Raw genomic sequence first — 22,325 nt, 5'->3', positions numbered from 1 at the left:
CTCCCCGGACGCAAGACGGATATCTCCGACACGGCCTGGCTGGCCCAGCTCGGGGCGCACGGTCTGGTGCGGGCCTCGTCCGTCCCTCCGCAGCCGGTACGTGAGCCGTGGGATATGGCCCGGACCCAGATGGCCCGTACCCGGCGGCAGATCGTGCAGCGGGTGGAGAAGGTACTGGAGGACTCCGGCATCAAGCTCGCCGCGGTGGCCGCCGACATCATGGCGTCTCCGGGCGGCCGATGCTGGAGGCGCTGATCGCCGGTGAGCGGGACCCACAGGCCCTGGCCGAGCTGGCCGCCCGATGCAAGCTCCGGATCAAGATCCCGGAGCTGACCGAGGCACCTCCACACCGGGACGTTCTCCAGCCCCACCGGCACGTTCCAGCAGGTCACCGGCCTCACCAAGCCCCAGCGAGATCTACTCACCAAGCTCGGCATCCCGCACCCGAAGCAGGTCATCGACCTCCAGCCCGCACCCCGCTGACCAGCCGAAACGCCACCGACCAGAGAAACGCCCTCCAGGCGGCCACGCCCATGTCCACGCCGGTCAGCCCCCAATTCGGCGCTCCAGGCCACCGAATTACGTCGAACCCGGGATAGGCGGCGCAGCCCGGAGTGTCACCCGCCCGGAGCGATATAGCCCAGTTCGTAGGCGGCGATGACGGCCTGGGCCCGGTCGCGTGCGCCGAGTTTGGCGAAGAGCCGGTTGATGTGGGTCTTGACGGTGTGGTCGGTGATGGTGAGGCGCTCGGCGATGTCGTCGTTGGAGTAGCCACGGGCGACGAGGAGCAGGACCTCGGTCTCGCGTGCGGTCAGGTCCGGGGTCTCGGGGCGGGAGAGCAGTGCGGGGCGTTCGCGGAGGAAGCGGGTGATGAGCCGCTGGGTGATGTCGGGGGCGAGCATGGCCTTGCCTGCGGCCACCACCCGCACGGCGTGGAGCAGTTCGGGGAAGGTGGCGTCCTTCAGGAGGAAGCCGCTGGCTCCGGCGGCGAGGGCGTCGTAGACGTACTCGTCCAGACCGAACGTGGTCAGGATGAGGACGCGGGTGGCGGTTTCGGGGTCGGCGAGTATCGCCCGGGTGGCGGCTATGCCGTCGGTGTTCGGCATGCGGATGTCGAGCAAGGCGAGGTCGGGGTGGTGTTCGCGGACCAGGTATATGGCGTCCTCGCCGTCCGCGCCCTCCCCGACCACCTCGATGTCCTCCTGGGTGGCCAGGAGATTGACGAAGCCGCTGCGTACGACGGCCTGGTCGTCCACGACCACCGCACGGATCGTCGACATGGGGTAACTCTCCCTCCGGAGACTCCAGTTGCAGATAGGTACGACGGATGATTGATTATCCCGGTCGGGGAGTGAAGACCGTGGCGCCGGGTGCGGTGGCCGGCAGGAGCGCGGTCACGGTGAATCCGCCGTCGGGTGTCGGACGCCAGTCGAGTCTGCCGCCGAGCAGGACCGCCCGCTCGTGCATGCCGTGGAGGCCGTAGCCGCTGCCGGACGGGCGGGCCGGTGAAGCGGGAGCGGTGTTGGCGACGTGCACTCGGATGTGCTGCGGGGTGTAGTCGATCCGGCAGGTCGCGTGGGCACCGGGCGCGTGGCGGCGGACGTTGGTGAGCGTCTCCTGGATGATGCGGTAGGCGGCCAACTCCACAGCGGCCGTGGTGTGGGGCCGGGAGCCGGTGACGAGCAGGTCCACCATCCCACCGACGGCTCGGTGGGCTTCGAGCAGAGACGTGAGGTCCTCCAAGGTCGGCTGCGGAGAGGTGGCCGCGGCGTCGTCCTCCTGACGCAGGATGTCGACGAGGCCGCGCAACTCCGCGAGCGAGACGCGGGCGGAGCCGGCGATGGACTGAAAGCCGTCGCGGGCGTCGACGGACAGATTCGGGATGGTGTAGGTGAGCGTCTCCGCCTGTACGGCGATCACGGAGACGGCGTGGGCCACGATGTCATGCAACTCGCGTGCAATCAGGGCGCGTTCGGCTACCGCAGCCTCCCTGCGCTCCATCACCACGAGTTGCCGCTGGGCGGACTCGCGCTCCCGGCGATACTCCTCTCGGCTGCGGGCGGCATCCGCCAGCGCCACGGTGGCCGTGATGGCACACGCCAGAAGCAACGACTCGGCGAAGTAGGACAGCGAACCGTCGGCGCCCAGCGCGGGCCTGGTCCCGCCCAGGTCGTAGGCCCCCAGAGCGATGTGGCCCAGGTTGACCAGGACCGCCGCGGCGATCCCACAGGCCGTCAGGACGATCGGGGGCAACACGCGACCTCGTGCAGCTGCATACAGACCGGTCACGCCGGCCAGACCAGTGGACAGCAACAGCTCAGGCCGGAAGAGGAAGTTGAGCAGCGCGGCGGCCGTCGCGCAGACGGCGAGCCAGGGCCGGCGGTGGCGCCAGACCAGCGGGACAACCGCGCCGGCCGCCGTGACCAGTACGGTAAGCGAGGTGAGTCGGCCCGCAGTGATCTCCGCGACCGCCACCGCGGCGATCGCGCCCGCGCTGACGGCTGGATACCAGGGCCGACGTGGCATGTCTGTCAGGCGCAGAATGGCGGGGCGGCGCAGTCGGGGCATGCGCCGATTCTCCTGAAGCCGCCCGCCGAATGCGTCACCGCCTGGTGTGATCCGCGGCACCGGCGTCACACCACGGGTTGACGCCGAAGATCGCAGCCCGGTGCGACGATCCGTGCGCGTCGCGTGCCGAGACTGGGTGTACACCCGACCCGGAAGGCGCGGCGCATGACCACAACTCCGTTGCTGCACTGGCCGCTTCCCGTGCCTCCGGCCCGACTGCGGCCACTCGGCAGAGCCCGGACCGGGCCATGGCTGGTGGTGTGGGCCGGATGCGCAGTGGCAGCTGCGCTCATGGCCACGGTCACCGACCTGGGACCGCACCGCGTCTGGGGACTGTGCGCGACCGTCGGATATACCTGCGCCGCAGCCCTGGCGTTGGGTTCGTCCACCCTGCTGCGCTGGGCCGCGCCGTTCGTCGCCGCGGTGGGCGCGGCAGTCGTACCCATGGTGTGGCTGGTCGCACACCGGCAGGGGCAGCTCGAGGTCGACGTCGTGCACCACTCCGGCGCGTTGCTGCTGCACACCGGTAGCCCGTACCTGCCGGAGCCGGGACAGATCAAAGACTACAACCCGTACCTGCCAGCCATGGCGCTATTCGGGCTGCCTTATGCCGTGCTCGGCGACCATCCCATCGCCGACGCCCGCTGGTGGTTCGCGCTGGTCTTCTGCCTTGCGCTGGGCTCGGCCGCCCGTACGGCCGCCGGTCACTGCGCGCCCAGGGCCCTCGCGGTACTGGCCGCCTTCCCACTGCTCGCACTGCCGCTGGCCACCGGAGGCATCGACCTACCGGTCACGGCGCTGATGTGCCTCGCCCTCGCGACCGCCGCCACAGGCCGCCCCGCGGCAACGGGGCTGGCCGCCGGAGCGGCGGCGGCGATGAAGTGGACGGCCTGGCCGGTGCTGGTGGTCGCGCTGGTCCTCCTCGCCGTGCGTCGGGGCGGGCGGGTCACGACGGGCGCGGGTGCGGTGGCCGCCGTCGTCATCGCCGTCCTGACCGTGCCGAGCGTCCTCGTTTCGCCGAGCGCCTTCACCGAGCAGGTCCTGCTCTACCCCCTGGGGGCGGGCCGAGTCGCCTCACCCGCCACGAGTCCGTTGCCCGGATACCTCGTCGCCACCCTGCTGCCGGGCGGACGCCTGCTCGCCCTCGTGTTGCTCGCCCTGGCCGCGGTGGCCGTCGCCGTGTCACTGGCGGTGAGACCGCCGCGCGTGCTGCTCGCCGCCGCCGACCGGCTCGCCCTCGCTCTCGCCTTGGCCTTCTGCCTGGCCCCCGCCACCCGATTCGGTTACCTCCTGATGCCTTTGACCATCGCCGCTTGGTTCCATCTGCATCCCGGTCCCGAGGGTTTGAGCCGTGGGGTCGTGCCCAGGCGTTTTCGCAGCGTGCCGGCCTTGCACCGTCTCCTCCGTCTACCGGCCGTCGAACCTCTCCGCCGTTGGCCGGGCCCCAGCAGCGCGATGGATGACGCCAGGTTCCAGAGACCCGATCGCGGGTGGCCGAAGCGCCCGGGGCACGGGTTCGCGGCTCGGCGTACCGGCCGTGGGTCGGTTCCCGGGCGCACGCGCCGCGTACCGGTCACGCCGGGCGCGGGTCGCGCCCGGCGCCTGGCCCTGGCCCTGGCCCTGGCCCTGGCGTACACGGTGCTGTGTATCGGCGCTCGCCGGACACGATTCGTCGAGCCCGAGATTCAGAGGTTGCGCGAACATGTCAGCCCCGGCGCCGTCTGCCTCGACATCGGCGCCGAGTACGGCCTGTACACCATCAGCCTCGCGCACCTGGCTGGGCCCACCGGCACCGTCCACAGCTTCGAACCGCTGCCCGGCGCGCACCGGGTGCTCACCGTGGTCCGGTACGCCTTGGGCCGCCGCACGATCCGCTTGCACCGGACGGCCCTGGGCCGCCGGGTGGGTTCCTTCACGATGAGCCTCCCCTACCGCCGCCGGCTGCCGGTGCACGGCCGGGCGTTTGTCACCGACGGCGCCCTCAGGCTGGGCCCCAACACCGAGTTCGCCGAAGAGAAACGTCTGAACGTCACCGTACGGACCGTCGATGCCGCCGCCCCCGCACGCGTCGACTTCATCAAGGCGGATGTCGAGGGCGCCGAAGCCTTCGTCCTCGAGGGTGCCCACCGCACACTGCTGCTCCACCGCCCCACCCTCCTGCTGGAGATCGAGGAACGGCACCCGGCCAAGTACGGCCTGGGGGGTCCGGGACGTCACCGACCGGCTCCATGCAATGGGTTACGCCATGCATGTGTGGCGCGAAGGGATCTGGGCGCGGGTCCCGCGCATCACCGAGGAGCACCGCAACTACCTGTTCACCCACCACCCGTCCGAGGTCGACTGACCATGTCCCGCACCCTCGTCGTCACCAACGACTTCCCACCCCGTCAGGGAGGCATAGAGACCTTCGTGCACGCCATGGTCCGGCGTTTTCCTGCGGACCGTGTGGTCGTCTACACATCCCACACCCCGGGCGAAGCCCACTTCGACGAACAGCAGCCCTTCCCGGTCGTACGGGACCGGACGCGGATGCTGCTCCCGACTCCAAAGGCAACGGCCCGGGCCGTCCACCTGGCCCGCCGATACGACTGCGACTCCGTGTGGTTCGGGGCCGCCGCACCGCTCGGCCTGATGGCACCGGCCCTGCGCAGCCGGGCAGGGGTGCGCCGACTGGTGGCCACCACCCACGGCCACGAGGTCTGGTGGGCGCGCACCCCGGTCGCCCGTCAACTGCTGCGCCGCATCGGCCACCACGTCGACGCACTGACCTACCTCGGTGACTACACCAGACGCCACCTGGCCACCGCCCTCCGCCCTGGCGACACCGATCGCCTGGTGAGGCTCACCCCGGGCGTGGACGCGGCGGCGTTCGCGCCGCGGCGGGACGACGGCGCCAGCCTCCGGGAACACTACGGTCTCGGTTCCGGCCCGGTCATCCTGTGCGCCGCCCGTCTTGTGCCCCGCAAGGGCCAGGACACACTGATCCTGGCGATGCGGTCACTGCGCCGTCGGCATCCCGGGGCGAGATTGCTGCTGGTCGGCGACGGCCCCTATGAGGGGCGACTGCGGGATTCGGCACAACGCTCTGGGGTCGCTGAGGCGGTGATCTTCGCAGGTGGGCACCCACACGAGGCAATGCCCGCATTCTACGGCGCAGCCGATGTCTTCGCCATGCCGTCGCGGACCCGCCGGGCGGGCATGGAGGTCGAGGGGCTCGGCATCGTCTACCTGGAGGCGGCGGCGGCCGGCCTACCGGTCGTCGCGGGCGACTCGGGCGGCGCCCCGGACGCCGTGCGCCACGGCGAGACCGGCTACGTCGTGGACGGCCACCGTCCCGCGGAGGTGGCCGCCCGGCTCGACACGCTACTGTCGGATGCGCAGCTAACGCGCGAGATGGGACGCAGGGGCCAGGCATGGGTGAGCCAGCAGTGGAGCTGGGACGAGGCTCACCAGAAGCTCACCAAGTACCTGGATCAGGGCATATCCGGCACCCCGTGAGCCCCCGTGAGCCCGGGAATGCCCCCATGTACCCATGCGGCCTCCGTCATCCATCTGGCGACGAGCCCGGCCCGGCTGCGCACTCCGTACCGGTCGAAGAGCCGCTGGACGTGAGATTCGACGGTTTTCGGCGACACGTTCAGCGTGCGGGCTATCTCCTTGCCCGAGTAGCCGTCCGCTATAAGCGCCATTGTCTGTGTCTCGACTTTCGTCTTCCTGATGGACTGTCAGTTGGGTAGCTCACATGGGTGATGTGTGGCCGTCGGCCCGGCCGGGAGGCAGACGCGAAGGAAGCATCGGCGGTGCTTGTACCGCCTCCCGGAGAAGGGGTCCGCCGATGCTCCGGATCCGACCCTACCCGCATCTCTGCTCGCCGTGCTGGGCGCTTTGCATGGCAGTTTCACCCGACCTTCTCCACGTTCGCCGCGCTGGTCACGGGGCTGATCGCGAACACCGGTCGGGGCACGGTCAGAAGGTGAGTCAGCTGATGGACCAGATCAAGAACGACGAGAAGGTCACCGTCACCGCGGACTGACAACGCCACGGGGCGATGCGGCGGCCCCGAGGCGCGGGCCGCCGGCCTCGGGCAAGGCGCCCGACCGGATACGGGACCCGGCCGCGGGCGAGGCGCCGGTTCCGCGGCCCGGCACCGTCCCGTACCCGGACCGGGTGGTCGTGGTACCGGCATCGGGGCCTTCCCGGCGCCGGGGTGGGGCGCCGGGGTAGGGCGGATGGCCCAGGGGTGGTCCCCGGCCCGAGCGTCCCGTGCTCGGCGGTCAGCTGCCCGCCGCGTAGGCCACGAAGTCCCCCCACGCCGCGGAAGTGAAGCCGAGCAGCGGACCGGACACGTGCTTGGAATCACGGACCTGCACCGCACCGGCCCCCGCCGCGACCTCCACGCTCGCTTGCCGGTCTCCACCTTTTGACATCCTCCCGGGCCTAAAGGCCCGGGATTCCCGCCTGCTCCGACACGGGCTGTGTGGGTCGCTTCGGGTGGGTTCCTGCTTCGCTGCGCGGTGCGGGCACGGGTGCCCGTCTTACCTGCGCTCGACAGGCTGACACCGCCAGTCCGGCGGCCTTGGCGACGTTGACCGCCGCGTTCACATCCCGGTCCAGCACGGTCCCGCACGCCCCGCATGTCCACTCGCGGACACCGAGGGGCTTGGGGCCGTCCTTGACGCCGCACGCGGAGCACACCTGGGAGGTCGGCTCGAAGCGGCCGATCTTCACGAAGGTGCGGCCGTACCGGGCGGCTTTGTACTCCAGCATGGACACGAACGCCGACCATCCGGCGTCGTGCACGGACTTGGCCAGGCGTGTACGGGCGAGTCCCTTCACCGCCAGGTCCTCGACGGCAACCGCTTGGTTCTCGCGGATGATCTTCGTCGAGAGCTGGTGGTGGAACTCGCGGCGTGCGTCGGCCACCTGCGCGTGAGCGCGGGCGACCTCAAGCCGGGCCTTGTTCCGGTTGCTGCTGCCCTTCTCCTTGCGCGAGAGGGCGCGTTGGGCCTTCTTCAGGCGCTTCTCGGCCCGGCGCAGGAAGCGGGGGCTGCCGATCTTCCGGCCGTCGGAGAGAACGGCGAAGTGCCCGAGGCCGAGGTCGATGCCCACCTCGGGCATCGTCTCCGGAAGGACCTCGCAGGCGTCCGTCTCGACGACGAAGCTCGCGAAGTACCGGCCGGCCGCGTCCTTGACCACGGTCACGGTGGTCGGGGTGGACGGCAGCGCGCGGGACCACTTGACCGTGAGGTCGCCGATCTTCGGCAGGCGCAGCTTCCCGCCCGGCGTGATGTGCCAGGCCGCGTTCGCGGTGAAGCGGATCGACTGCCGGTTGTCCCGCCTCGATTTGAAGCGCGGGGCTCCCATGCGCGGGCGCTTGCCCTTCAGCCCGTCGAAGAAGTTCCGGTACGCGGTGTCCAGGTCCCGCAGGGACTGCTGGAGGATCACCGCCGAAACCCGGCCGAGCCAGGCCCGCTCCGGGGTCTTCTTGACGGCGGTGAGGCGCTTGGACAGCTCCGCCGAGGTGACGAACGGCAGCCCCGCTGCGCGGGCCTCCTCGCGGACGCGCAACGCGTCGTTGAAGACGACCCGAGCACACCCGAACGCCCTCGCCAACGCCGTGCGCTGACCGGCGCTCGGGTACACGCGGAAGCTGTACCTGAGCTGCACAACGATCACTCTACCATTGGCCTATGTCACCACGATGGAAACCGAACCCCGATATCCGCAGGGGTCGAACAGTCGTCTACCACTTGCACGCACACTTGGTTTTCGTCACGAAATACCGGGGTGGAGTCATGAACGACGAGATGCTGACGCGCTGCGAAGAGGTCATGCGCAAGGTCTGCGAGGACTTCGGCGCGGAGCTGAAGGAGTTCAACGGCGAGAGCGACCACGTCCACCTCCTCGTGCACCACCCCCCGAAGGTCGCGCTCGCCAGCCTGGTCAACAGCCTCAAGGGCGTCTCGTCCCGCCGTCTGCGCGCGGAGTTCACCGGCCGGGTCAACCAGGCGATCATGCACGGCCGGTTCTGGTCGCCCTCGTACTTCGCGGGCTCGTGCGACGGTGCACCACTCCAGGCGGTCAAGGACTACATCGCGCAGCAGAAGCAGCCGGACTGAGCACGGCCAACCGTGGGTGCGAGTGAACAGCACGGACCCGTACCCACAGCTGAGGTCAGAGCAGTCTTCAGATGCGATTCACCCCCGGCCTGAAGGCCGGGGCACTCTCGCAAGATCAGAGGTAGACCTGGTTCTCGCCGTAGCCGATGGCCGAGCCAAGCTCCGCCGCCCGCATCCCCGCCGCCTCGCGCCAAAGCCGCACCTGCCTGCCGACCATCGCGATCACCGCGCCCGAGTCGTCGTCCGACTCCATGCCGGGGTCCGGCTCCTCCGCCCCGTCCGCCGCACCGGCCTCGCCGAGCCCACCCGCCATACGACACCGCCTCCATCCGTGTCCCCGCCACCCGCACCACACCAGGCAGCCGGCGCCCGTACACCATGGACAGGGCTGCCCAAGGCCCGGACAGTCACTGTCCGTACACGCGGCGCTCTGTTCAGAGTACGAGCGAACCGGCCACTCTGAGTGATGTGAACGTGGAAATCACCCGAACCGAACCTTCCGCTTCTGCCCGGCAGTACACCGTCCACCTCTCCCCCACCCGCAGGGGAGCCCGGCTCGCCCGGCTGCTCACCACGGCCCAACTGGCCTGCTGGGGCATCCCGTCGGACGCGGCGGCGCGGGTCGTCGCCTAACTGGCCGTCAACGCCACGTTCCACGGGCGCGTGGCGGGGCGGGACTTCCAGCTCCGTATCGCCGTCGAGGACGCGGGCAGGCGTCTGCGGATCGAGGTCACCGACACCAGGGGGGACCGGCTGCCTCCCGCCCCCGGCACCCTCTCCCCTCCGCCCGACGACGCCGAGTCGGGGCGCGGCCTGCTGATCGTCGAAGCGCTCGCCGCGCGGTGGGGCGTGACCCCGGGCCCCGTACCGCGCAAGACCGTGTGGGCCGAACTCGACCTCGTGCGGTGACCGGCACACCATCGTGACCGGGCAGACCTCCGACGCCGGGCAGACCTCCGACGCCGGGTACACCGCCGGCGCCGGGTACACCGCCGGCGCCGGGTACACCGCCGGCGCCGGGCGCACCACCGTCGCCCGGTACACCGCCGACGCCCGCCCGGCACTCACCGGGCGTGGCGGGTGCCTCGCGCCGCCCCCGGGCAGGGGCCCGTACCGGGTGCGGGGTGGTCCTGGTGGAGTCGCGTCGCGCTCGGTGGCGGGGTGTTCAGCGGCGGGGCAGTGCCTCGGCCACGGCGGTCTGGGAGGGGGCGATGGCGGTCCGGCCGTCCTCGATGTCCCACAGGGTGTTCTGCAGCAGCCGGGCCAGGGTCCAGACGGCCGCCCGCCGGCGGTCCAGCCCGAGCACCTCGGTCAGCAGGTCGAAACGGCGCCGCACCACCCGTGGAGCTTCCCCGGTGGCAAGGATCCCCTCCCAGCCGGTGTCCAGCGCCGGCCACAGGTCGAAGCCCGGGTCGCCGACGAGGGGTTCGGGGTCGATGGCCAGCCACGGCTCGCGCTCGGCGGCGAGCACGTTTCCGTAGTGCAGGTCCCAGTGCAGCATCCGGTCTCCGGGCTCGCCGACCAGCTCGGCGACCGCCGACGCCCAGCGTTGCAGCCGCTGCCGGTCCTCTGGGTCCGGCAGCGCGGCTACGGCCGACGGTACGGACGTCAGCATGTCGCGCGCGACGTCACCGAGGCCGCGCAGACCCTCCGGTACCGGGACGGAGTGCAGCCGGGCCATCAGCCCGGCCAGGGTGGTCAGGGCCACGTCGTCGTCCCCGACCGACGCCAGGGTGCGTGAGCCGTCCAGGCGCTCCAGCAACGAGGCGCCGCTCGGCGGGTCGTGGTCGAGCAGCCGCACGACGCCGTCCCCGTTCCATGTGCGCAGTCCGATCAGCGCGGCGGTCGTCTCCTCGCGGGGCATCTGGAGCTTGAGCGCGGCGCGGGTGCCGTCGGTGCGGCGCACCGGCACCACCAGTGAGGCCTCACCGGAGGCGATGCGGCCGTCGCGCTCCAGCTCCCAACGGTCGAGCACGTCCGCCACCAGAACGGGCAGCCGTGCGATCCAGGTCCGTCCCTCCTCACCACCGTTCCCCGTGTACGACGCGACGAGGGCGGCGGGGATGTCGATGCGCTGGTGCGAGCTCATGGGTGTCCTCCGGGGGAGTGGGCTTCCCGCCGCGGCCACAGGCAGGGCAGGGGCCTTGGGGCGGCTGCTTCGGCATCATGCCCTCGGCGGAGGACACGGTCGTGCACGGCCCGGAGACCGGCGGCCCTCGTCGCAGGGCCGCGAGGAGCAGGGCGGGGTCGCGGCGACGCGGACGAGCCCTTCGCCCGTCCGCTCGCACCGCCCGCTTCCGGGCACGGCGTGCCTCGGCGGGTGACCGCGCTCTCGCAGCGGGCCTTCGCGGCACCTGCGATCGGCGACTCTCCCTGCCGGGGCGGGCCCCGTGCCCGAGCGGTGCGGCGACCCGCGCCGCAGGAGCGGCGCCCGGCTGGTTCTCGCCGGCTCACAGACAGTTCCCAGATCATCCACAGGCTCGGTCCGCACACTCGTCGCATGACACCAGAAGAGACCGATGGGCCCCGCACCGCACGCCCCACACGCCGGATCGTCCTGCTCGGCGGCCTCGCCGCCGCCCTCGGCGTGTCCGCCTGCGGAAGGACCATGGTGACGGGCGTCGCCGACGCCACCCCGACGACCGGGGCGACCACTCCCGCCGCCTCCTCCAGCGTCGCCTCGACCGAGGTCACGGGCAGCTACTCGATCCGCGACAGCACCACCGGGACGGAGATGGACGTCACCGTCAGCGGCAGCACGCGCTCGATCCGCGCCAACGGGCTGCCGAACCACACGACGGGCGACTTCCCCAACCCCGGGAACCCGAACACGATATCGGCGCAGTCGTACGCGTTCGAGCTACCGCTGTACGGGACGAAGGCGCAGGAGTTCACGGGCTTCGCGCTGCCCCAGCCCTTCGGCATCGCGATCAACGGGGTGCTCTTCGATCCCCTCGCCGCGGAGTGGTACCAGCGCGATCCGCGGTCCGGCTGGACGGTCGAGGCCATCGGGCCCTCGGGGACCCTGGGCCTGGACGACAACAACGCCCATGTCCAGCCGACCGGTGCCTACCACTACCACGGGATGCCCACGGGGCTCACGGGTGTCCTGAAGTCCACCGCCCACTCGCCCCTGCTCGGCTGGGCCGGCGACGGATTCCCCATCTACGCCAGGTACGGCTACACCGACCCCCGGGACCCGGATTCCGGCATCTCCGACCTGACCTCCTCCTACCGTCTGCGGTCCGGGACCAGGAGCGGCGGCCCCGGCGGGTCCTACGACGGTACGTACACCGAGGACTTCGAGTTCGTCGAGGGACACGGCCTGCTCGACCAGGCCAACGGGCGCTTCGCGGTCACCCCCGAGTACCCGGACGGGACGTACCACTACGTCCTCACCACCGCGTTCCCCTTCGTCCCCCGCTACTTCGCGGGCACCGTCGCGGACAGCTTCGTCAAGGAGGGCGGCGGCCAGGGACCGCGCCCGGGCGCCTGACGGCAGGAGCCGGCCCGGTGAAGGCGGCGCCCCCGGCGTCGGGGCCACCGGGACCACCGGGGCCGCTGCCGCTGGTCGGGCGCTGGGGCGATGACGGCACGTGGGGGAAACGGGCGAACACCCTCGACAGCCACCACCTGTCTGCCGGCCGGGAAGCAACCCCGCCGCGCCCCGCGACCTCTCGGCCTGGCTGACGAGTTCTCATCCAGAGGGGCGGGCCGGGCCGGGCCCTCGCCGACATTCGCCGCACGGGGCCGCGCCGATAAGGCAGCGCGGCCCCCTCCCGCAGACGCCGGGCGCGCTCGCGCCCTTCCTCGGTCCCGCATGGTCTTGGGCCTCGCGGGACCGGTCGGTCACGAACGGGACATCATGTTGCCGGAACGGAGAACTTGGCGGTGGGTGCCGTTGCGGGTGCGTTATCGGGGCACGTCGCTTCGACGGGGTAGAGATACGTCTTGGCTTCGAGGTTGGTGCCGATCGTCGCCAAGAACGTGGCGGTGCCGGAGAAGTCCAGACTCCTGGTCGAGCTGTTCAGAGACAGCTGAGGGGGCAGTGCGGGGGCACCGTTCGAACGGGCCTTGACGACAGTGTCGTAGAGATCCGACACCTGAGGGGTCGTCCGAAGATGGTAGATGGCCTTGCCGTTGATCTTGGTCTGGAGGGCCAGGTTACCCTTGGCCTGCACCTTGATGAGACTCGCGTAGATACAGGCCTGCTTCCCCGCGGGGACCTTGATGTTCTGCGAGGGAAGCGTGTAGGTGTCGGTCGTCGAGGTGGTCTGTGCTTTGGCCTCCGCGAAGGAGATGGTGTTCGTGGTTTCGGCGCCGAAGGTCACCGCGTCCGAGAGCTTGAACGACCCTGACACCTTGTTGGCGCTGGAGAAACCGGTGGTGACCGTGACCGTGGTAGCTGTGGTGATCGCCTTCGATATCGGCTGCGACATGAGCATCTGATCGATACCGGTGTGATTCTGCAGCGCAGCCTTGGTCACGAAGAGGGGCTCGACCGTGGTGAGGCTCGGTTCGCCGACAGCGATGACTTTCGTATCATACATATTCGGCAGAGGTATCATCGCCGTCACGAGCGCTCTCTGACTCGGTTTGACGCTGTAGAAGATCTGCGTCTGGAGAAGGGGCTCCAGGGGAAAGATGACCGTTTGCGCGGACGCAGGCGTCGCCGCGATCAGCAGCAGCGACATCCCGCCGCCCATCACACATCCGATACGCCTCGACAGTCTTGACATCGATACCCTCCAGTTGGAATAAGAACGTACGGCGCGAAAGCGGCGAACTGCCGGCGCAACACCAGCCGACGGCGGCCACCGGCGCGAGATGATGTCTTCGAGTAGCCCGCTGCCCGCGACTACGGCGTGAGAGTCCAACCCCGCCTTCCCCAACCCCACTGAGTCGGCGTCATACGAAGAGAGGATGGACTCGGCAGCGGGTGTACGCGAGTCTCCCGGGCGGCACAAAAGGGGGTCACCCAAATGCCGGATCAATCGGTCTCTCCCGGGTCCCGGAAGTCTAGGCCAACCCCCCTCCCCGCACTACGGATTGCGCGGGAAGATTTTCCGATCCGCCCAGCAGGGCAGCGCCCGCAGGGCGGATCCCCCTGCCCTCGGCAGCAGGGAGGCTGCCCTGCCGTCGCCGACCCGGGGCCCTGCCGGGACGGCCCCGGAGGCCGGGGGCTGTCCTCCGGGGCGGCCTTCGCCGTGCACCCGGGTGGCGCCTCGGATACGCACGATGATCCGGCTCGACCAGCACAGGCAGAACCGGACAATTTCCGGATCGGCGCCCCGCGGCCGCCTGCCTCGTGCGCCGACCCGTCCGAGGCCGTACACCGGGCCGCACCGACACCGCCTGAGCAAGGACACTGTCCGTCAGGTGCGTTGCGACACGGAAGAGGTCCCTGTTCGTCGAACAGGGACCTCTTCGTGCGCGGGGCATGACGGCAGGGGTGCAGGGGCGGGCAGCAGACGAGTGACCTGGAAGAACCCTGCCAGGGGAGGCTCCTCGCCATGACGACCCGCTGGACTTGGTTCGCCCCCTCGTCAATCTGGGTGCTTTACGCGTCAGCGGCCGTTTCCGGTCCGGTATCCGCCCGGGATTCCCCCCGCATGACGCCCAGGAACGGCCCCGATCGGGCCGCAACGGGCAGGAAGCCAAAGCAGCCATCCCGAACCCTCGAAACAGCCCTTGACCTGCGAAAACCCCATCAGGGAAGGTTCCTCGCCATCACGATCCGCTGGACTTGGTTCGTCCCCTCGTAAATCTGGGTGATCTTGGCGTCGCGCATCATGCGCTCCACCGGGTAGTCACGGGTGTAGCCGTAGCCGCCGAGGAGCTGGACGGCGTCGGTGGTCACCTCCATGGCCACGTCCGAGGCGAAGCACTTGGCGGCGGCGCCCTGGAAGGTGAGATCGGCGTCGCCCCGCTCGGACTTGGCCGCGGCCGCGTACGTGAGCTGGCGGGCGGCCTCGATCTTCATCGCCATGTCGGCGAGCATGAACTGGACGCCCTGGAAGTCCGCGATCGGCCTGCCGAACTGCCGGCGCTCGCGCACATAGCCCTTGGCGTAGTCGAGGGCGCCCTGCGCGATGCCGAGGGCCTGCGCCGCGATGGTGATGCGGGTGTGGTCCAGGGTCTTCATGGCCGTGGCGAAGCCCGTGCCCTCGGCGCCGATCATGCGGTCGGCGGGGATGCGGACGTTGTCGAGGTAGACCTCGCGGGTCGGGGAGCCCTTGATACCGAGCTTCTTCTCGGGGGCACCGAACGACACGCCCTCGTCCGACTTCTCCACGACGAAGGCGGAGATGCCCTTGGAGCGCTTCTCCGGGTCGGTGACGGCCATCACCGTGTAGAACGCGGACTCGCCGGCGTTGGTGATCCAGCGCTTGACACCGTTCAGGACCCAGAAGTCGCCGTCGCGCACCGCACGGGTCTTCATACCGGCCGCGTCGGATCCGGCGTCCGGCTCGGAGAGGCAGTAGGAGAACATCGCGTCGCCCTTGGCGAGCGGGCCCAGGTACTTCGCCTTCAGCTCCTCGGATCCGGAGAGGACCACCGGCAGCGAGCCCAGCTTGTTGACCGCGGGAATCAGCGAGGACGAGGCGCAGACGCGGGCCACCTCCTCGATGACGAGCACGGTGGCGAGCGCGTCCGCGCCGGCGCCGCCGTACTCCTCCGGGACGTGCACGGCGTGCAGGTCCGCGGCCACCAGGGCGTCCAGGGCCTCCTGCGGGAAGCGGGCCTCTTCGTCGACCGCGGCCGCGAACGGCGCGATCTTCGCCTCGGAGAGCGAGCGGACCGTCTCCCTGAGCATGTCGTGCTCTTCGGACGGGCGGTACAGGTCGAAGTCAGGCACTGTGCTTGTCTCCCTTGGGCGCCAAGGTGTTCCACTCCCCTGAGCGGCTGCTAACTACCGTTAAGTAACACAAACTCTAGTGGTCAGGCCCCGCCCAGGCATACGTGAGGTTGCCGACAGCGGAAAAATGCCCTGCCGCGCTCCCGGTTATGCTCGGGCCCGCAGTCCCGCCGCCCACCCCAGGAGCAACCCCATGGCCCTCAAGATCACCGTGATCGGCACCGGGTACCTCGGAGCCACCCACGCAGCGGCCATGGCGGAGCTGGGTTTCGAGGTCCTGGGCCTCGATGTCGTCCCGGAGAAGGTCGCGGCGCTGGCCGCGGGTCGGGTCCCGATGTACGAGCCCGGACTGGAGGAGCTGCTCGGCCGCCATGTGGCGGGGATCGGGGGATCCAGCGGGCGGCTGCGCTTCACCACGTCGTGGGACGAGCTGGAGCACTTCGGTGGAGACGTCCACTTCGTCTGTGTGAACACCCCGCAGAAGCACGGCGAGTACGCCTGCGACATGGCGTACGTGGACGCCGCGTTCGCCTCGCTGGCACCGCGGGTGAAGGGCGGCGCGCTGGTCGTCGGCAAGTCCACCGTGCCGGTCGGTTCCGCGGGCCGGCTCGCCGGTCTGCTCGCCGAGCACGCGCCCGAAGGGGTCGACCTGGCCTGGAACCCCGAGTTCCTGCGCGAGGGCTTCGCCGTCCGGGACACCCTGCACCCGGACCGCATCGTGGTGGGCGTGGACGGCGACCGGGCCGAGAAGCTGCTGCGCGAGGTGTACGCCGCGCCGATCGCCGAGGGCTCGCCGTTCGTGGTGACGGACTTCCCCACGGCGGAGCTGGTGAAGACGTCGGCGAACTCGTTCCTCGCCACCAAGATCTCGTTCATCAACGCCATGGCGGAGGTGTGCGAGGCGGCCGGCGGCGACGTGGTGAAGCTGGCCGAGGCGATCGGCCACGACGAGCGGATCGGGAGGAAGTTCCTGCGGGCCGGGATCGGCTTCGGCGGGGGCTGTCTGCCGAAGGACATCCGGGCGTTCATGGCGCGCGCCGGTGAACTCGGCGCGGACCAGGCGCTGACGTTCCTCCGCGAGGTCGACTCGATCAACATGCGCCGCCGCGGGCACATGGTGGAACTCGCCCGGGAGGCCGTGGGCGGTTCCTTCCTCGGCACCCGGGTCGCGGTCCTGGGCGCGACGTTCAAGCCGGACTCGGACGACGTCCGCGACTCGCCGGCGCTGAACGTCGCCGGACAGATCCACCTCCAGGGCGGCCAGGTCACCGTCTACGACCCCAAGGGGATGGACAACGCCCGCCTGCTCTTCCCCACGCTTCGCTACGCGGACAGCGCCCTGGAGGCGGTGCGCGGCGCGGATGTGGTGCTGCACCTGACGGAGTGGCGCGAGTTCCGTGAGCTGGACCCCGCAGCGCTGGGCCGGGTGGCGTCCCACCGGGTCGTGCTCGACGGGCGGAACGCGCTGGACGGGGCGGAGTGGCGCGAGGCCGGCTGGACGTACCGGGCGATGGGCCGGCCCCGCGCCTGAGACACCGCCGACTCAGCACACGCGTCGCAGTACATGTGTCGCAGTAGGCGCGTCGCAGTAGGCGCGTCGCAGTAGGCGCGTCCCCGTACGCGCCTCAGTTGGCGCCTCAGATCAGTTGGCGCAGAGGCAGAACGGGTGACCGGCCGGGTCCGCGTAGACGCGGAAGCCGCGGGAGCGGTCCTCGATGTCCAGCGGCTTCGCTCCGAGCGCCAGCACCCGGGCCTCCGCGTCATCCAGGTCCTCGACGGTCAGGTCGAGGTGGAACTGCTGCGAGGACCCCGGCGACGGCCATTCGGGAGCCGTGTGCCCCGGGGCGGCCTGGAAGGCGAGCGGGGTGCCCCGGTATCCGGTCAGGGCGACCCAGTCGTCGCCGTCCGGCTCCACTCCGGCCCCCAGGATCTCGGCGTAGAAGGCGGCGAGTGCGCGCGGGTCGGCGCAGTCCAGGACGACGGTCCCCAGTGCGGCGATGGCCATGGTGCTTCCTCTCGGACGGACGGATGGTTGCCGACGTTACCGGCAATCCGTGGCTACCGGTAACGCGTGACTACATGCTCCCGCAGTAGGGGTAACGTCGCAACCATGAATGACAGAGCCCCGGCACCCGGCGGGCTCGCGCTGATCGAGTCGCTGGTCAACACGCTGAGCGTCGACACGGGCGCGGACGCCCTGGACACCGAGGACGGACGCGCGGCGTTCGGGCTCGGAGAGGCGGACGTACCGGCCGCGAGGGAACTCCGCGAGGCGCTGCGGGCCGCGTGCCTGGCGCACGCCGGTCATCCCGCGCCCGGACGCCACCCCTCGGAACTGGACCGGATCCTGGCCGGAGCGCCGCTGCGCGTCCGGGTGGACGGCGCCGGCGCCGCGACCCTGCACCCCGCGGCCGAGGCGGACACCCTGGCCTGCCGTGTCGCGGCGGCCGTCGCGGAGGCGGCCGCCGAGGGGACCTGGCTGCGTCTGAAGGCGTGCGAGGCGGAGGACTGCCTCTGGGCCTACTACGACCGCAGCCCCGGGGGCCGCAGGCGCTGGTGCTCCATGGCGGTCTGCGGCAGCCGCGCCAAGATGAGGGCCTACCGGGCGCGCCGGGGCGGGTAGGCGGGCCCGGCTCGGGGGCGCGGCCCCGGATAGCCACCCCTGGTCATGACGGACCCGCCGCAAAGCACCACACATCACCGCACATCGGCACACGTCACCCACCGATCGGCAACATGACGCAGGTCATGCGCTTGCCGCTGCGGCCTCGTCCAGCGTGCTGGACGAGGCCGCAGCGGCAAGCGCATGACCGAACGAGACCGGCCATCAACGAAGAACCTGCTGTTCACAGACCTATGGACGACCCTCAGAAGATCCCCGCCCGTCGCGGATCACGGTGCGGGCGTGTTCGCCGTCGACTCGAGCGTCGCGTTCGAGGGGGCGCGGCGGGACCGGAGGTCGCGGGCGGCGGCTTCCGCGTCGCGCAGGACGCGGACGGCGTTCCCCCAGGTGAGCCGGGCCAGGTCCGGGCGGGACCAGCCGCGGCGGAGGAGTTCCGCGATCAGGTTGGGGTAGCCCGCGACATCCTCCAGGCCGGCCGGGGTGAAGGCGGTACCGTCGAAGTCGCCGCCGATGCCGATGTGGTCGACGCCGGCCACCTCGCGCATATGGTCGAGATGGTCGGCGACGGTGGCCGCCGTCGCCATCGGGCGCGGATGCGCGGCCTCGTACGCCCGCTGGACCTTCATACCCGCCTCGGTGGTGTCGAGCGGGTGGAGGCCGTGCTCGCGCATGTTGTCGTCGGCCCCCCGCGTCCAGGCGACCGCCGCCGGGAGGACGAACTTCGGGACGAACGTCGCCATCGCCACCCCGCCGTTCGCCGGAAGCCGCTCCAGCACGTCGTCGGGGATGTTCCGCGGATGGTCGCAGACCGCCCGGGCGGAGGAGTGGGAGAAGAGCACCGGGGCTGCGGACGTGTCCAGGGCGTCGCGCATCGTCGTCGGGGCGACGTGCGAGAGGTCGACGAGCATGCCCGTGCGGTTCATCTCCCGCACCACCTCGTGGCCGAACGCCGACAGTCCGCCGAACCGCGGCTCATCGGTCGCCGAGTCCGCCCAGTCGGTGTTGTCGTTGTGCGTCAGCGTCATATAGCGGACACCGAGCGAGTACAGCGCACGCAGTGTGGCGAGCGAGTTGTTGATGGAGTGGCCGCCCTCCGCCCCCATGAGGGAGGCGATACGGCCCTCCTCCCGCGCCGCCTCCATGTCGTCGGCGGTCAGGGCCCGCACCAGGTCGGCCGGATAGCGGTCCAGCAGCCGGTCCACCGCGTCGATCTGCTCCAGCGTGGCGCTGACCGCCTCGTCACCCGCCATGTCGCTGCGCACATACACCGACCAGAACTGGGCTCCGACCCCGCCGGCCCTCAGCCTCGGGATGTCGGTGTGGAGCCTGCCCGTCTGGTCGGTCGCGATGTCCCGGCGGTCCAGGTCGTAGCGGACCTGTGCACGCAGCGCCCACGGAAGGTCGTTGTGGCCGTCGACGACGGGGAAGGAGGCGAGCAGCGAACGGGCCTCGGCGAGAAAATCCACGGCCGCAGCCTACTTCCCGAACCCGAACTCGGCCGACCCACCCACCCTGCTCCGCAGCCGCCCGCCCTTCTCCGTCGCCTGGTCGTTCAGCTCCTGCTGGAAGTCCCTCATCCGGGCCAGCAGGCCGGCGTCGTGGGTGGCGAGGATCCGGGCGGCGAGCAGTCCGGCGTTCCGCGCCCCGGCCACCGACACGGTCGCCACGGGCACACCTGCGGGCATCTGCACGATCGACAGCAGCGAGTCCATCCCGTCGAGGTACCTCAGCGGCACGGGCACACCGATCACCGGCAGCGGGGTGACGGAGGCGAGCATGCCGGGCAGATGGGCGGCTCCGCCCGCGCCCGCGATGATCGCCTTCAGTCCTCGGCCTGCGGCCTGCTCGCCGTACGCGATCATCTCGCGCGGCATGCGGTGCGCGGAGACGACGTCCACCTCGTAGGGGATCTCGAACTCGTCCAGGGCCTGGGCGGCGTTCTCCATGACGGGCCAGTCGGAGTCCGAGCCCATCACGATACCGACGAGCGGGGCCGAGCCGACCGGGGCCGAGCCGAGCGGGGCCGAGCCGGAAGCGGTGGTCATTCGGTGATCGTTCCTCTGAGGTAGTCGGCCGCGTGGCGGGCGCGCGCGAGCACGTCGTCCAGGTCGTCGCCATAGGTGTTGACGTGCCCGACCTTGCGGCCCGGCTTCACGTCCTTGCCGTACATATGGATCTTCAGCCGGGGATCCCTGGCCATGCAGTGCAGATAGCCCTGGTACATGTCCGGGTAGTCGCCGCCGAGGACGTTCGCCATGACCGTCCACGCCGCCCGGGGCCGGGGGTCGCCGAGCGGCAGGTCGAGCACGGCCCGCACATGGTTGGCGAACTGGGACGTGACGGCCCCGTCCTGGGTCCAGTGCCCGGAGTTGTGGGGGCGCATCGCGAGTTCGTTGACGAGGATGCGGCCGTCCGCGGTCTCGAAGAGCTCGACCGCCAGATGGCCGACCACACCGAGCTCCTGCGCGATGCGCAGCGCGAGCTGCTGGGCCTGCCCGGCCAGTTCCCCGTCGAGGCCAGGAGCGGGGGCGATCACGGTGTCGCAGACCCCGTCGACCTGCCGCGACTCCACCACGGGGTAGGCGACGGCCTGCCCGTGCGCGGAGCGGACGATGTTGGCGGCCAGCTCGCGGCGGTAGTCGACCTTCTCCTCGGCGAGGACGGGCACGCCGGCGCGGAACGGCGGCGCCGCGTCCTCCTCGCTCCCCACGAGCCACACGCCCTTGCCGTCGTAGCCGCCGCGCACGGTCTTCAGGATCACCGGGAAGCCCCCCACCTCCGCGGCGAAGGCGGCCGCGTCGGCCGGGTCGGCGACGATGCGGTGGCGCGGAGCCGGCGCGCCGATCGCGTCGAGCCGTGCCCGCATCACCCCCTTGTCCTGGGCGTGCACCAGGGCGTCAGGACCCGGCCGGACGGGGACGCCCTCCGCCTCCAGGGCCCGCAGGTGCCCGGTCGGCACATGCTCGTGGTCGAAGGTGATCACGTCGCAGCCGCGGGCGAAGTCACGGAGGGTGTCCAGGTCCCGGTAGTCGCCGACGACGACCTCGCCGGAGACCAGGGCCGCCGAGTCCTGGGGGCTGTCACTGAGGAGCTTGAACCTGATGCCGAGGGGGATGCCTGCCTCGTGGGTCATACGGGCGAGCTGTCCGCCGCCGACCATGCCGACTACGGGAAACGTCACTCTCCCAGGGTATCCGGAGCTCCGCACGGTCCCGCCCGCCCCACCTTTTCGTACGATCACACGAGAACGGCGCCGCGGGGCGGGCTCCCGGCGGACGTCCGCCGGGCATGCGGGTGAGGTGCTGGTTAGAGTGGACTGGTTGACGTAATCGACCGGACGGGACCAGCGGACACCATGAGCGAACGGGGCGCACTGCGTGTGCGACTGAACCGGCTCGCGCGCGAGGTCGCCAAGTTCGGCGCGGTCGGCGTCCTCGGCCTGTTCGTCAACATGGCCGCCTTCAACCTGCTGCGGGGGACCACCGACATCCCGGTGGTGCGCGCCAGCCTCCTCGCCACGGTCATCGCGATCCTGTTCAACTACGTGGGCTTCCGCTACTTCACCTACCGGGATCGGGACAAGACCGGCCGCACCAGGGAACTCAGCCTGTTCCTGCTGTTCAGCACGGTGGGCCTGGTGATCGAGAACGGTGTGCTGTACGTCGCGACCTACGGCTTCGGCTGGGACGGCCCGCTGCAGAGCAATGTGTTCAAGTTCCTCGGCATCGCCGTGGCGACCCTGTTCCGCTTCTGGTCGTACCGCACCTGGGTCTTCCGGGCCCTGCCCGCCCGTGCGGCCGTGCAGAGCGCCCAGTCGTTCCTGGAGCAGCGACGTGCGGAGGAGCGGCGCACGGAGCAGCGGCCCACGGGACAGCGGCGCACCGAGCAGCGGCCCACGGAACAGCGGCGCACGTCGGAGCCCGACCGCGTCGGCAGCTGACCCGGTCCGCTCGCCGCACCGCCGGTGCCCGCCCGGTCGCCGTGCTCCCGGCGGCAACGGCCCACTCGCCGCGCTTCCGGGCGCCGATCCGCTCCCAGAGCGCCGCCTCACTCTCCGTGGGCCCGCCGTGTGCGTCGCACGACGGCGCACCGCGCACCCCAGCGCGTATCGGCGCCGGGGGGTCGGCCCGGGGGTCCCCAGCGTCACGGCACGGCA

The 22,325-nt window shown here is 70.8% G+C and carries 19 protein-coding genes and 4 pseudogenes; 9 read left to right on the top strand and 14 right to left on the bottom strand.

Features of this window, described 5'->3' with window-relative positions; translation table 11 throughout:
- Positions 1-341, top strand: a pseudogene (locus SCWH03_RS17135) (IS110 family transposase); the annotation flags it as partial.
- A gap of 276 nt (positions 342-617) precedes the next feature.
- Here SCWH03_RS17135 and SCWH03_RS17130 read toward each other — a convergent pair.
- A complete protein-coding gene (locus SCWH03_RS17130) occupies positions 618-1,280 on the bottom strand; it encodes a response regulator (protein WP_173265118.1) in 663 nt (220 codons plus the stop codon).
- Between the two features lie 55 nt (positions 1,281-1,335).
- Complete coding sequence (locus tag SCWH03_RS17125; protein ID WP_216854760.1) at positions 1,336-2,526, bottom strand: sensor histidine kinase; 1,191 nt, start codon at positions 2,524-2,526, stop codon at positions 1,336-1,338.
- A gap of 207 nt (positions 2,527-2,733) precedes the next feature.
- Here SCWH03_RS17125 and SCWH03_RS29150 point away from each other — a divergent pair.
- Together SCWH03_RS29150 and SCWH03_RS29145 are read left to right on the top strand one after the other, a co-directional pair.
- Positions 2,734-4,737, top strand: a pseudogene (locus SCWH03_RS29150) (FkbM family methyltransferase); the annotation flags it as partial.
- Positions 4,738-4,914: 177 nt separating this feature from the next.
- Positions 4,915-6,066 (top strand): glycosyltransferase family 4 protein, encoded by a 1,152-nt coding sequence (locus tag SCWH03_RS29145; protein WP_254076813.1) that lies wholly within the window; start codon positions 4,915-4,917, stop codon positions 6,064-6,066.
- Here SCWH03_RS29145 and SCWH03_RS29910 read toward each other — a convergent pair.
- The 4 genes from SCWH03_RS29910 to SCWH03_RS17100 form a co-directional block, all read right to left on the bottom strand.
- Positions 6,042-6,287 (bottom strand): response regulator transcription factor, encoded by a 246-nt coding sequence (locus SCWH03_RS29910; protein ID WP_371872698.1) that lies wholly within the window; start codon positions 6,285-6,287, stop codon positions 6,042-6,044. The two genes, SCWH03_RS29145 and SCWH03_RS29910, sit on opposite strands and share 25 nt — an antisense overlap.
- A 179-nt stretch (positions 6,288-6,466) precedes the next feature.
- Positions 6,467-6,610: a hypothetical protein gene (locus SCWH03_RS17110; RefSeq protein ID WP_173265114.1), complete on the bottom strand. Its 144-nt coding sequence runs from the start codon at positions 6,608-6,610 to the stop codon at positions 6,467-6,469.
- Between the two features lie 232 nt (positions 6,611-6,842).
- On the bottom strand, positions 6,843-6,995 hold the full coding sequence (locus SCWH03_RS17105; RefSeq protein ID WP_173265113.1) for a DUF397 domain-containing protein: 153 nt from the start codon (positions 6,993-6,995) through the stop codon (positions 6,843-6,845).
- Between the two features lie 10 nt (positions 6,996-7,005).
- Positions 7,006-8,235, bottom strand: coding sequence for an RNA-guided endonuclease InsQ/TnpB family protein (locus SCWH03_RS17100; RefSeq protein WP_173265112.1), 1,230 nt, complete (start codon positions 8,233-8,235; stop codon positions 7,006-7,008).
- Positions 8,236-8,258: 23 nt separating this feature from the next.
- Between SCWH03_RS17100 and tnpA the strand changes: the two genes are divergently transcribed.
- Positions 8,259-8,687: an IS200/IS605 family transposase gene (gene tnpA / locus SCWH03_RS17095; protein WP_173265111.1), complete on the top strand. Its 429-nt coding sequence runs from the start codon at positions 8,259-8,261 to the stop codon at positions 8,685-8,687.
- Between the two features lie 121 nt (positions 8,688-8,808).
- Here the strand turns inward: tnpA and SCWH03_RS17090 are convergent.
- Positions 8,809-9,000: pseudogene (locus SCWH03_RS17090) on the bottom strand (helix-turn-helix domain-containing protein); the annotation flags it as partial.
- 155 nt (positions 9,001-9,155) lie between these two features.
- Between SCWH03_RS17090 and SCWH03_RS17085 the strand changes: the two are divergent.
- Positions 9,156-9,596 (top strand): annotated as a pseudogene (locus SCWH03_RS17085) (ATP-binding protein).
- Between the two features lie 256 nt (positions 9,597-9,852).
- On the opposite strand, the gene SCWH03_RS17080 reads toward SCWH03_RS17085, so the two are convergent.
- Positions 9,853-10,776: an APH(6)-I family aminoglycoside O-phosphotransferase gene (locus SCWH03_RS17080; RefSeq protein WP_173265110.1), complete on the bottom strand. Its 924-nt coding sequence runs from the start codon at positions 10,774-10,776 to the stop codon at positions 9,853-9,855.
- Between the two features lie 411 nt (positions 10,777-11,187).
- Between SCWH03_RS17080 and SCWH03_RS17075 the strand changes: the two genes are divergently transcribed.
- Complete coding sequence (locus SCWH03_RS17075) at positions 11,188-12,183, top strand: YHYH protein (RefSeq protein ID WP_173265109.1); 996 nt, start codon at positions 11,188-11,190, stop codon at positions 12,181-12,183.
- A 367-nt stretch (positions 12,184-12,550) separates the two neighbouring features.
- On the opposite strand, the gene SCWH03_RS17070 is transcribed toward SCWH03_RS17075, so the two are convergent.
- Both SCWH03_RS17070 and SCWH03_RS17065 read right to left on the bottom strand, forming a co-directional pair.
- A complete protein-coding gene (locus SCWH03_RS17070; RefSeq protein ID WP_173265108.1) occupies positions 12,551-13,381 on the bottom strand; it encodes an ETX/MTX2 family pore-forming toxin in 831 nt (276 codons plus the stop codon).
- A 1,016-nt stretch (positions 13,382-14,397) separates the two neighbouring features.
- On the bottom strand, positions 14,398-15,546 hold the full coding sequence (locus tag SCWH03_RS17065) for an acyl-CoA dehydrogenase (RefSeq protein WP_272491072.1): 1,149 nt from the start codon (positions 15,544-15,546) through the stop codon (positions 14,398-14,400).
- Positions 15,547-15,739: 193 nt separating this feature from the next.
- Here SCWH03_RS17065 and SCWH03_RS17060 point away from each other — a divergent pair, with 193 nt between their 5' ends.
- Positions 15,740-17,077: a UDP-glucose dehydrogenase family protein gene (locus SCWH03_RS17060; RefSeq protein ID WP_173265107.1), complete on the top strand. Its 1,338-nt coding sequence runs from the start codon at positions 15,740-15,742 to the stop codon at positions 17,075-17,077.
- A 111-nt stretch (positions 17,078-17,188) separates the two neighbouring features.
- On the opposite strand, the gene SCWH03_RS17055 is transcribed toward SCWH03_RS17060, so the two are convergent.
- Positions 17,189-17,551, bottom strand: a complete 363-nt coding sequence (locus tag SCWH03_RS17055; RefSeq protein WP_173265106.1) for a VOC family protein — start codon at positions 17,549-17,551, stop codon at positions 17,189-17,191.
- Positions 17,552-17,656: 105 nt separating this feature from the next.
- On the opposite strand from SCWH03_RS17055, the gene SCWH03_RS17050 reads away from it, so the two are divergent.
- Entirely contained in the window at positions 17,657-18,169 is a 513-nt protein-coding gene (locus SCWH03_RS17050) for a CGNR zinc finger domain-containing protein (protein WP_173265105.1), read from the top strand.
- 269 nt (positions 18,170-18,438) lie between these two features.
- Here SCWH03_RS17050 and SCWH03_RS17045 read toward each other — a convergent pair whose 3' ends face one another.
- The 3 genes from SCWH03_RS17045 to SCWH03_RS17035 are packed head-to-tail and all read right to left on the bottom strand — an operon-like array spanning position 18,439 to position 21,350.
- Entirely contained in the window at positions 18,439-19,635 is a 1,197-nt protein-coding gene (locus tag SCWH03_RS17045) for a dipeptidase (RefSeq protein ID WP_173265104.1), read from the bottom strand.
- A 9-nt stretch (positions 19,636-19,644) separates the two neighbouring features.
- Positions 19,645-20,214, bottom strand: a complete 570-nt coding sequence (gene purE / locus SCWH03_RS17040) for a 5-(carboxyamino)imidazole ribonucleotide mutase (protein ID WP_173265103.1) — start codon at positions 20,212-20,214, stop codon at positions 19,645-19,647.
- Positions 20,211-21,350, bottom strand: coding sequence for a 5-(carboxyamino)imidazole ribonucleotide synthase (locus SCWH03_RS17035; RefSeq protein ID WP_173265102.1), 1,140 nt, complete (start codon positions 21,348-21,350; stop codon positions 20,211-20,213). The genes purE and SCWH03_RS17035 overlap by 4 nt, the downstream gene beginning before the upstream one ends.
- A 174-nt stretch (positions 21,351-21,524) precedes the next feature.
- On the opposite strand from SCWH03_RS17035, the gene SCWH03_RS17030 reads away from it, so the two are divergent.
- On the top strand, positions 21,525-22,109 hold the full coding sequence (locus SCWH03_RS17030) for a GtrA family protein (protein WP_173265101.1): 585 nt from the start codon (positions 21,525-21,527) through the stop codon (positions 22,107-22,109).
- The last annotated feature ends 216 nt before the right edge of the window (positions 22,110-22,325 follow it).

It is taken from the genome of Streptomyces pacificus (assembly GCF_011766325.1).
Classification (GTDB): Bacteria; Actinomycetota; Actinomycetes; order Streptomycetales; family Streptomycetaceae; genus Streptomyces; species Streptomyces pacificus.
This window is presented reverse-complemented; position numbering and strand designations above follow the sequence as displayed.

Excerpts from the sequence above, each read along its gene's own strand:
- SCWH03_RS17130 (WP_173265118.1), bottom strand. The coding sequence starts at position 1,280 with ATGTCGACGATCCGTGCGGTGGTCGTGGACGACCAGGCCGTCGTACGC.
- SCWH03_RS17125 (WP_216854760.1), bottom strand. The coding sequence starts at position 2,526 with ATGCCACGTCGGCCCTGGTATCCAGCCGTCAGCGCGGGCGCGATCGCC.
- SCWH03_RS29145 (WP_254076813.1), top strand. The coding sequence starts at position 4,915 with ATGTCCCGCACCCTCGTCGTCACCAACGACTTCCCACCCCGTCAGGGA.
- SCWH03_RS17105 (WP_173265113.1), bottom strand. The coding sequence starts at position 6,995 with ATGTCAAAAGGTGGAGACCGGCAAGCGAGCGTGGAGGTCGCGGCGGGG.
- tnpA (WP_173265111.1), top strand. The coding sequence starts at position 8,259 with ATGTCACCACGATGGAAACCGAACCCCGATATCCGCAGGGGTCGAACA.
- SCWH03_RS17080 (WP_173265110.1), bottom strand. The coding sequence starts at position 10,776 with ATGAGCTCGCACCAGCGCATCGACATCCCCGCCGCCCTCGTCGCGTCG.
- SCWH03_RS17075 (WP_173265109.1), top strand. The coding sequence starts at position 11,188 with ATGACACCAGAAGAGACCGATGGGCCCCGCACCGCACGCCCCACACGC.
- SCWH03_RS17070 (WP_173265108.1), bottom strand. The coding sequence starts at position 13,381 with ATGTCGCTGCTGCTGATCGCGGCGACGCCTGCGTCCGCGCAAACGGTC.
- SCWH03_RS17060 (WP_173265107.1), top strand. The coding sequence starts at position 15,740 with ATGGCCCTCAAGATCACCGTGATCGGCACCGGGTACCTCGGAGCCACC.
- SCWH03_RS17055 (WP_173265106.1), bottom strand. The coding sequence starts at position 17,551 with ATGGCCATCGCCGCACTGGGGACCGTCGTCCTGGACTGCGCCGACCCG.
- SCWH03_RS17050 (WP_173265105.1), top strand. The coding sequence starts at position 17,657 with ATGAATGACAGAGCCCCGGCACCCGGCGGGCTCGCGCTGATCGAGTCG.
- purE (WP_173265103.1), bottom strand. The coding sequence starts at position 20,214 with ATGACCACCGCTTCCGGCTCGGCCCCGCTCGGCTCGGCCCCGGTCGGC.
- SCWH03_RS17030 (WP_173265101.1), top strand. The coding sequence starts at position 21,525 with ATGAGCGAACGGGGCGCACTGCGTGTGCGACTGAACCGGCTCGCGCGC.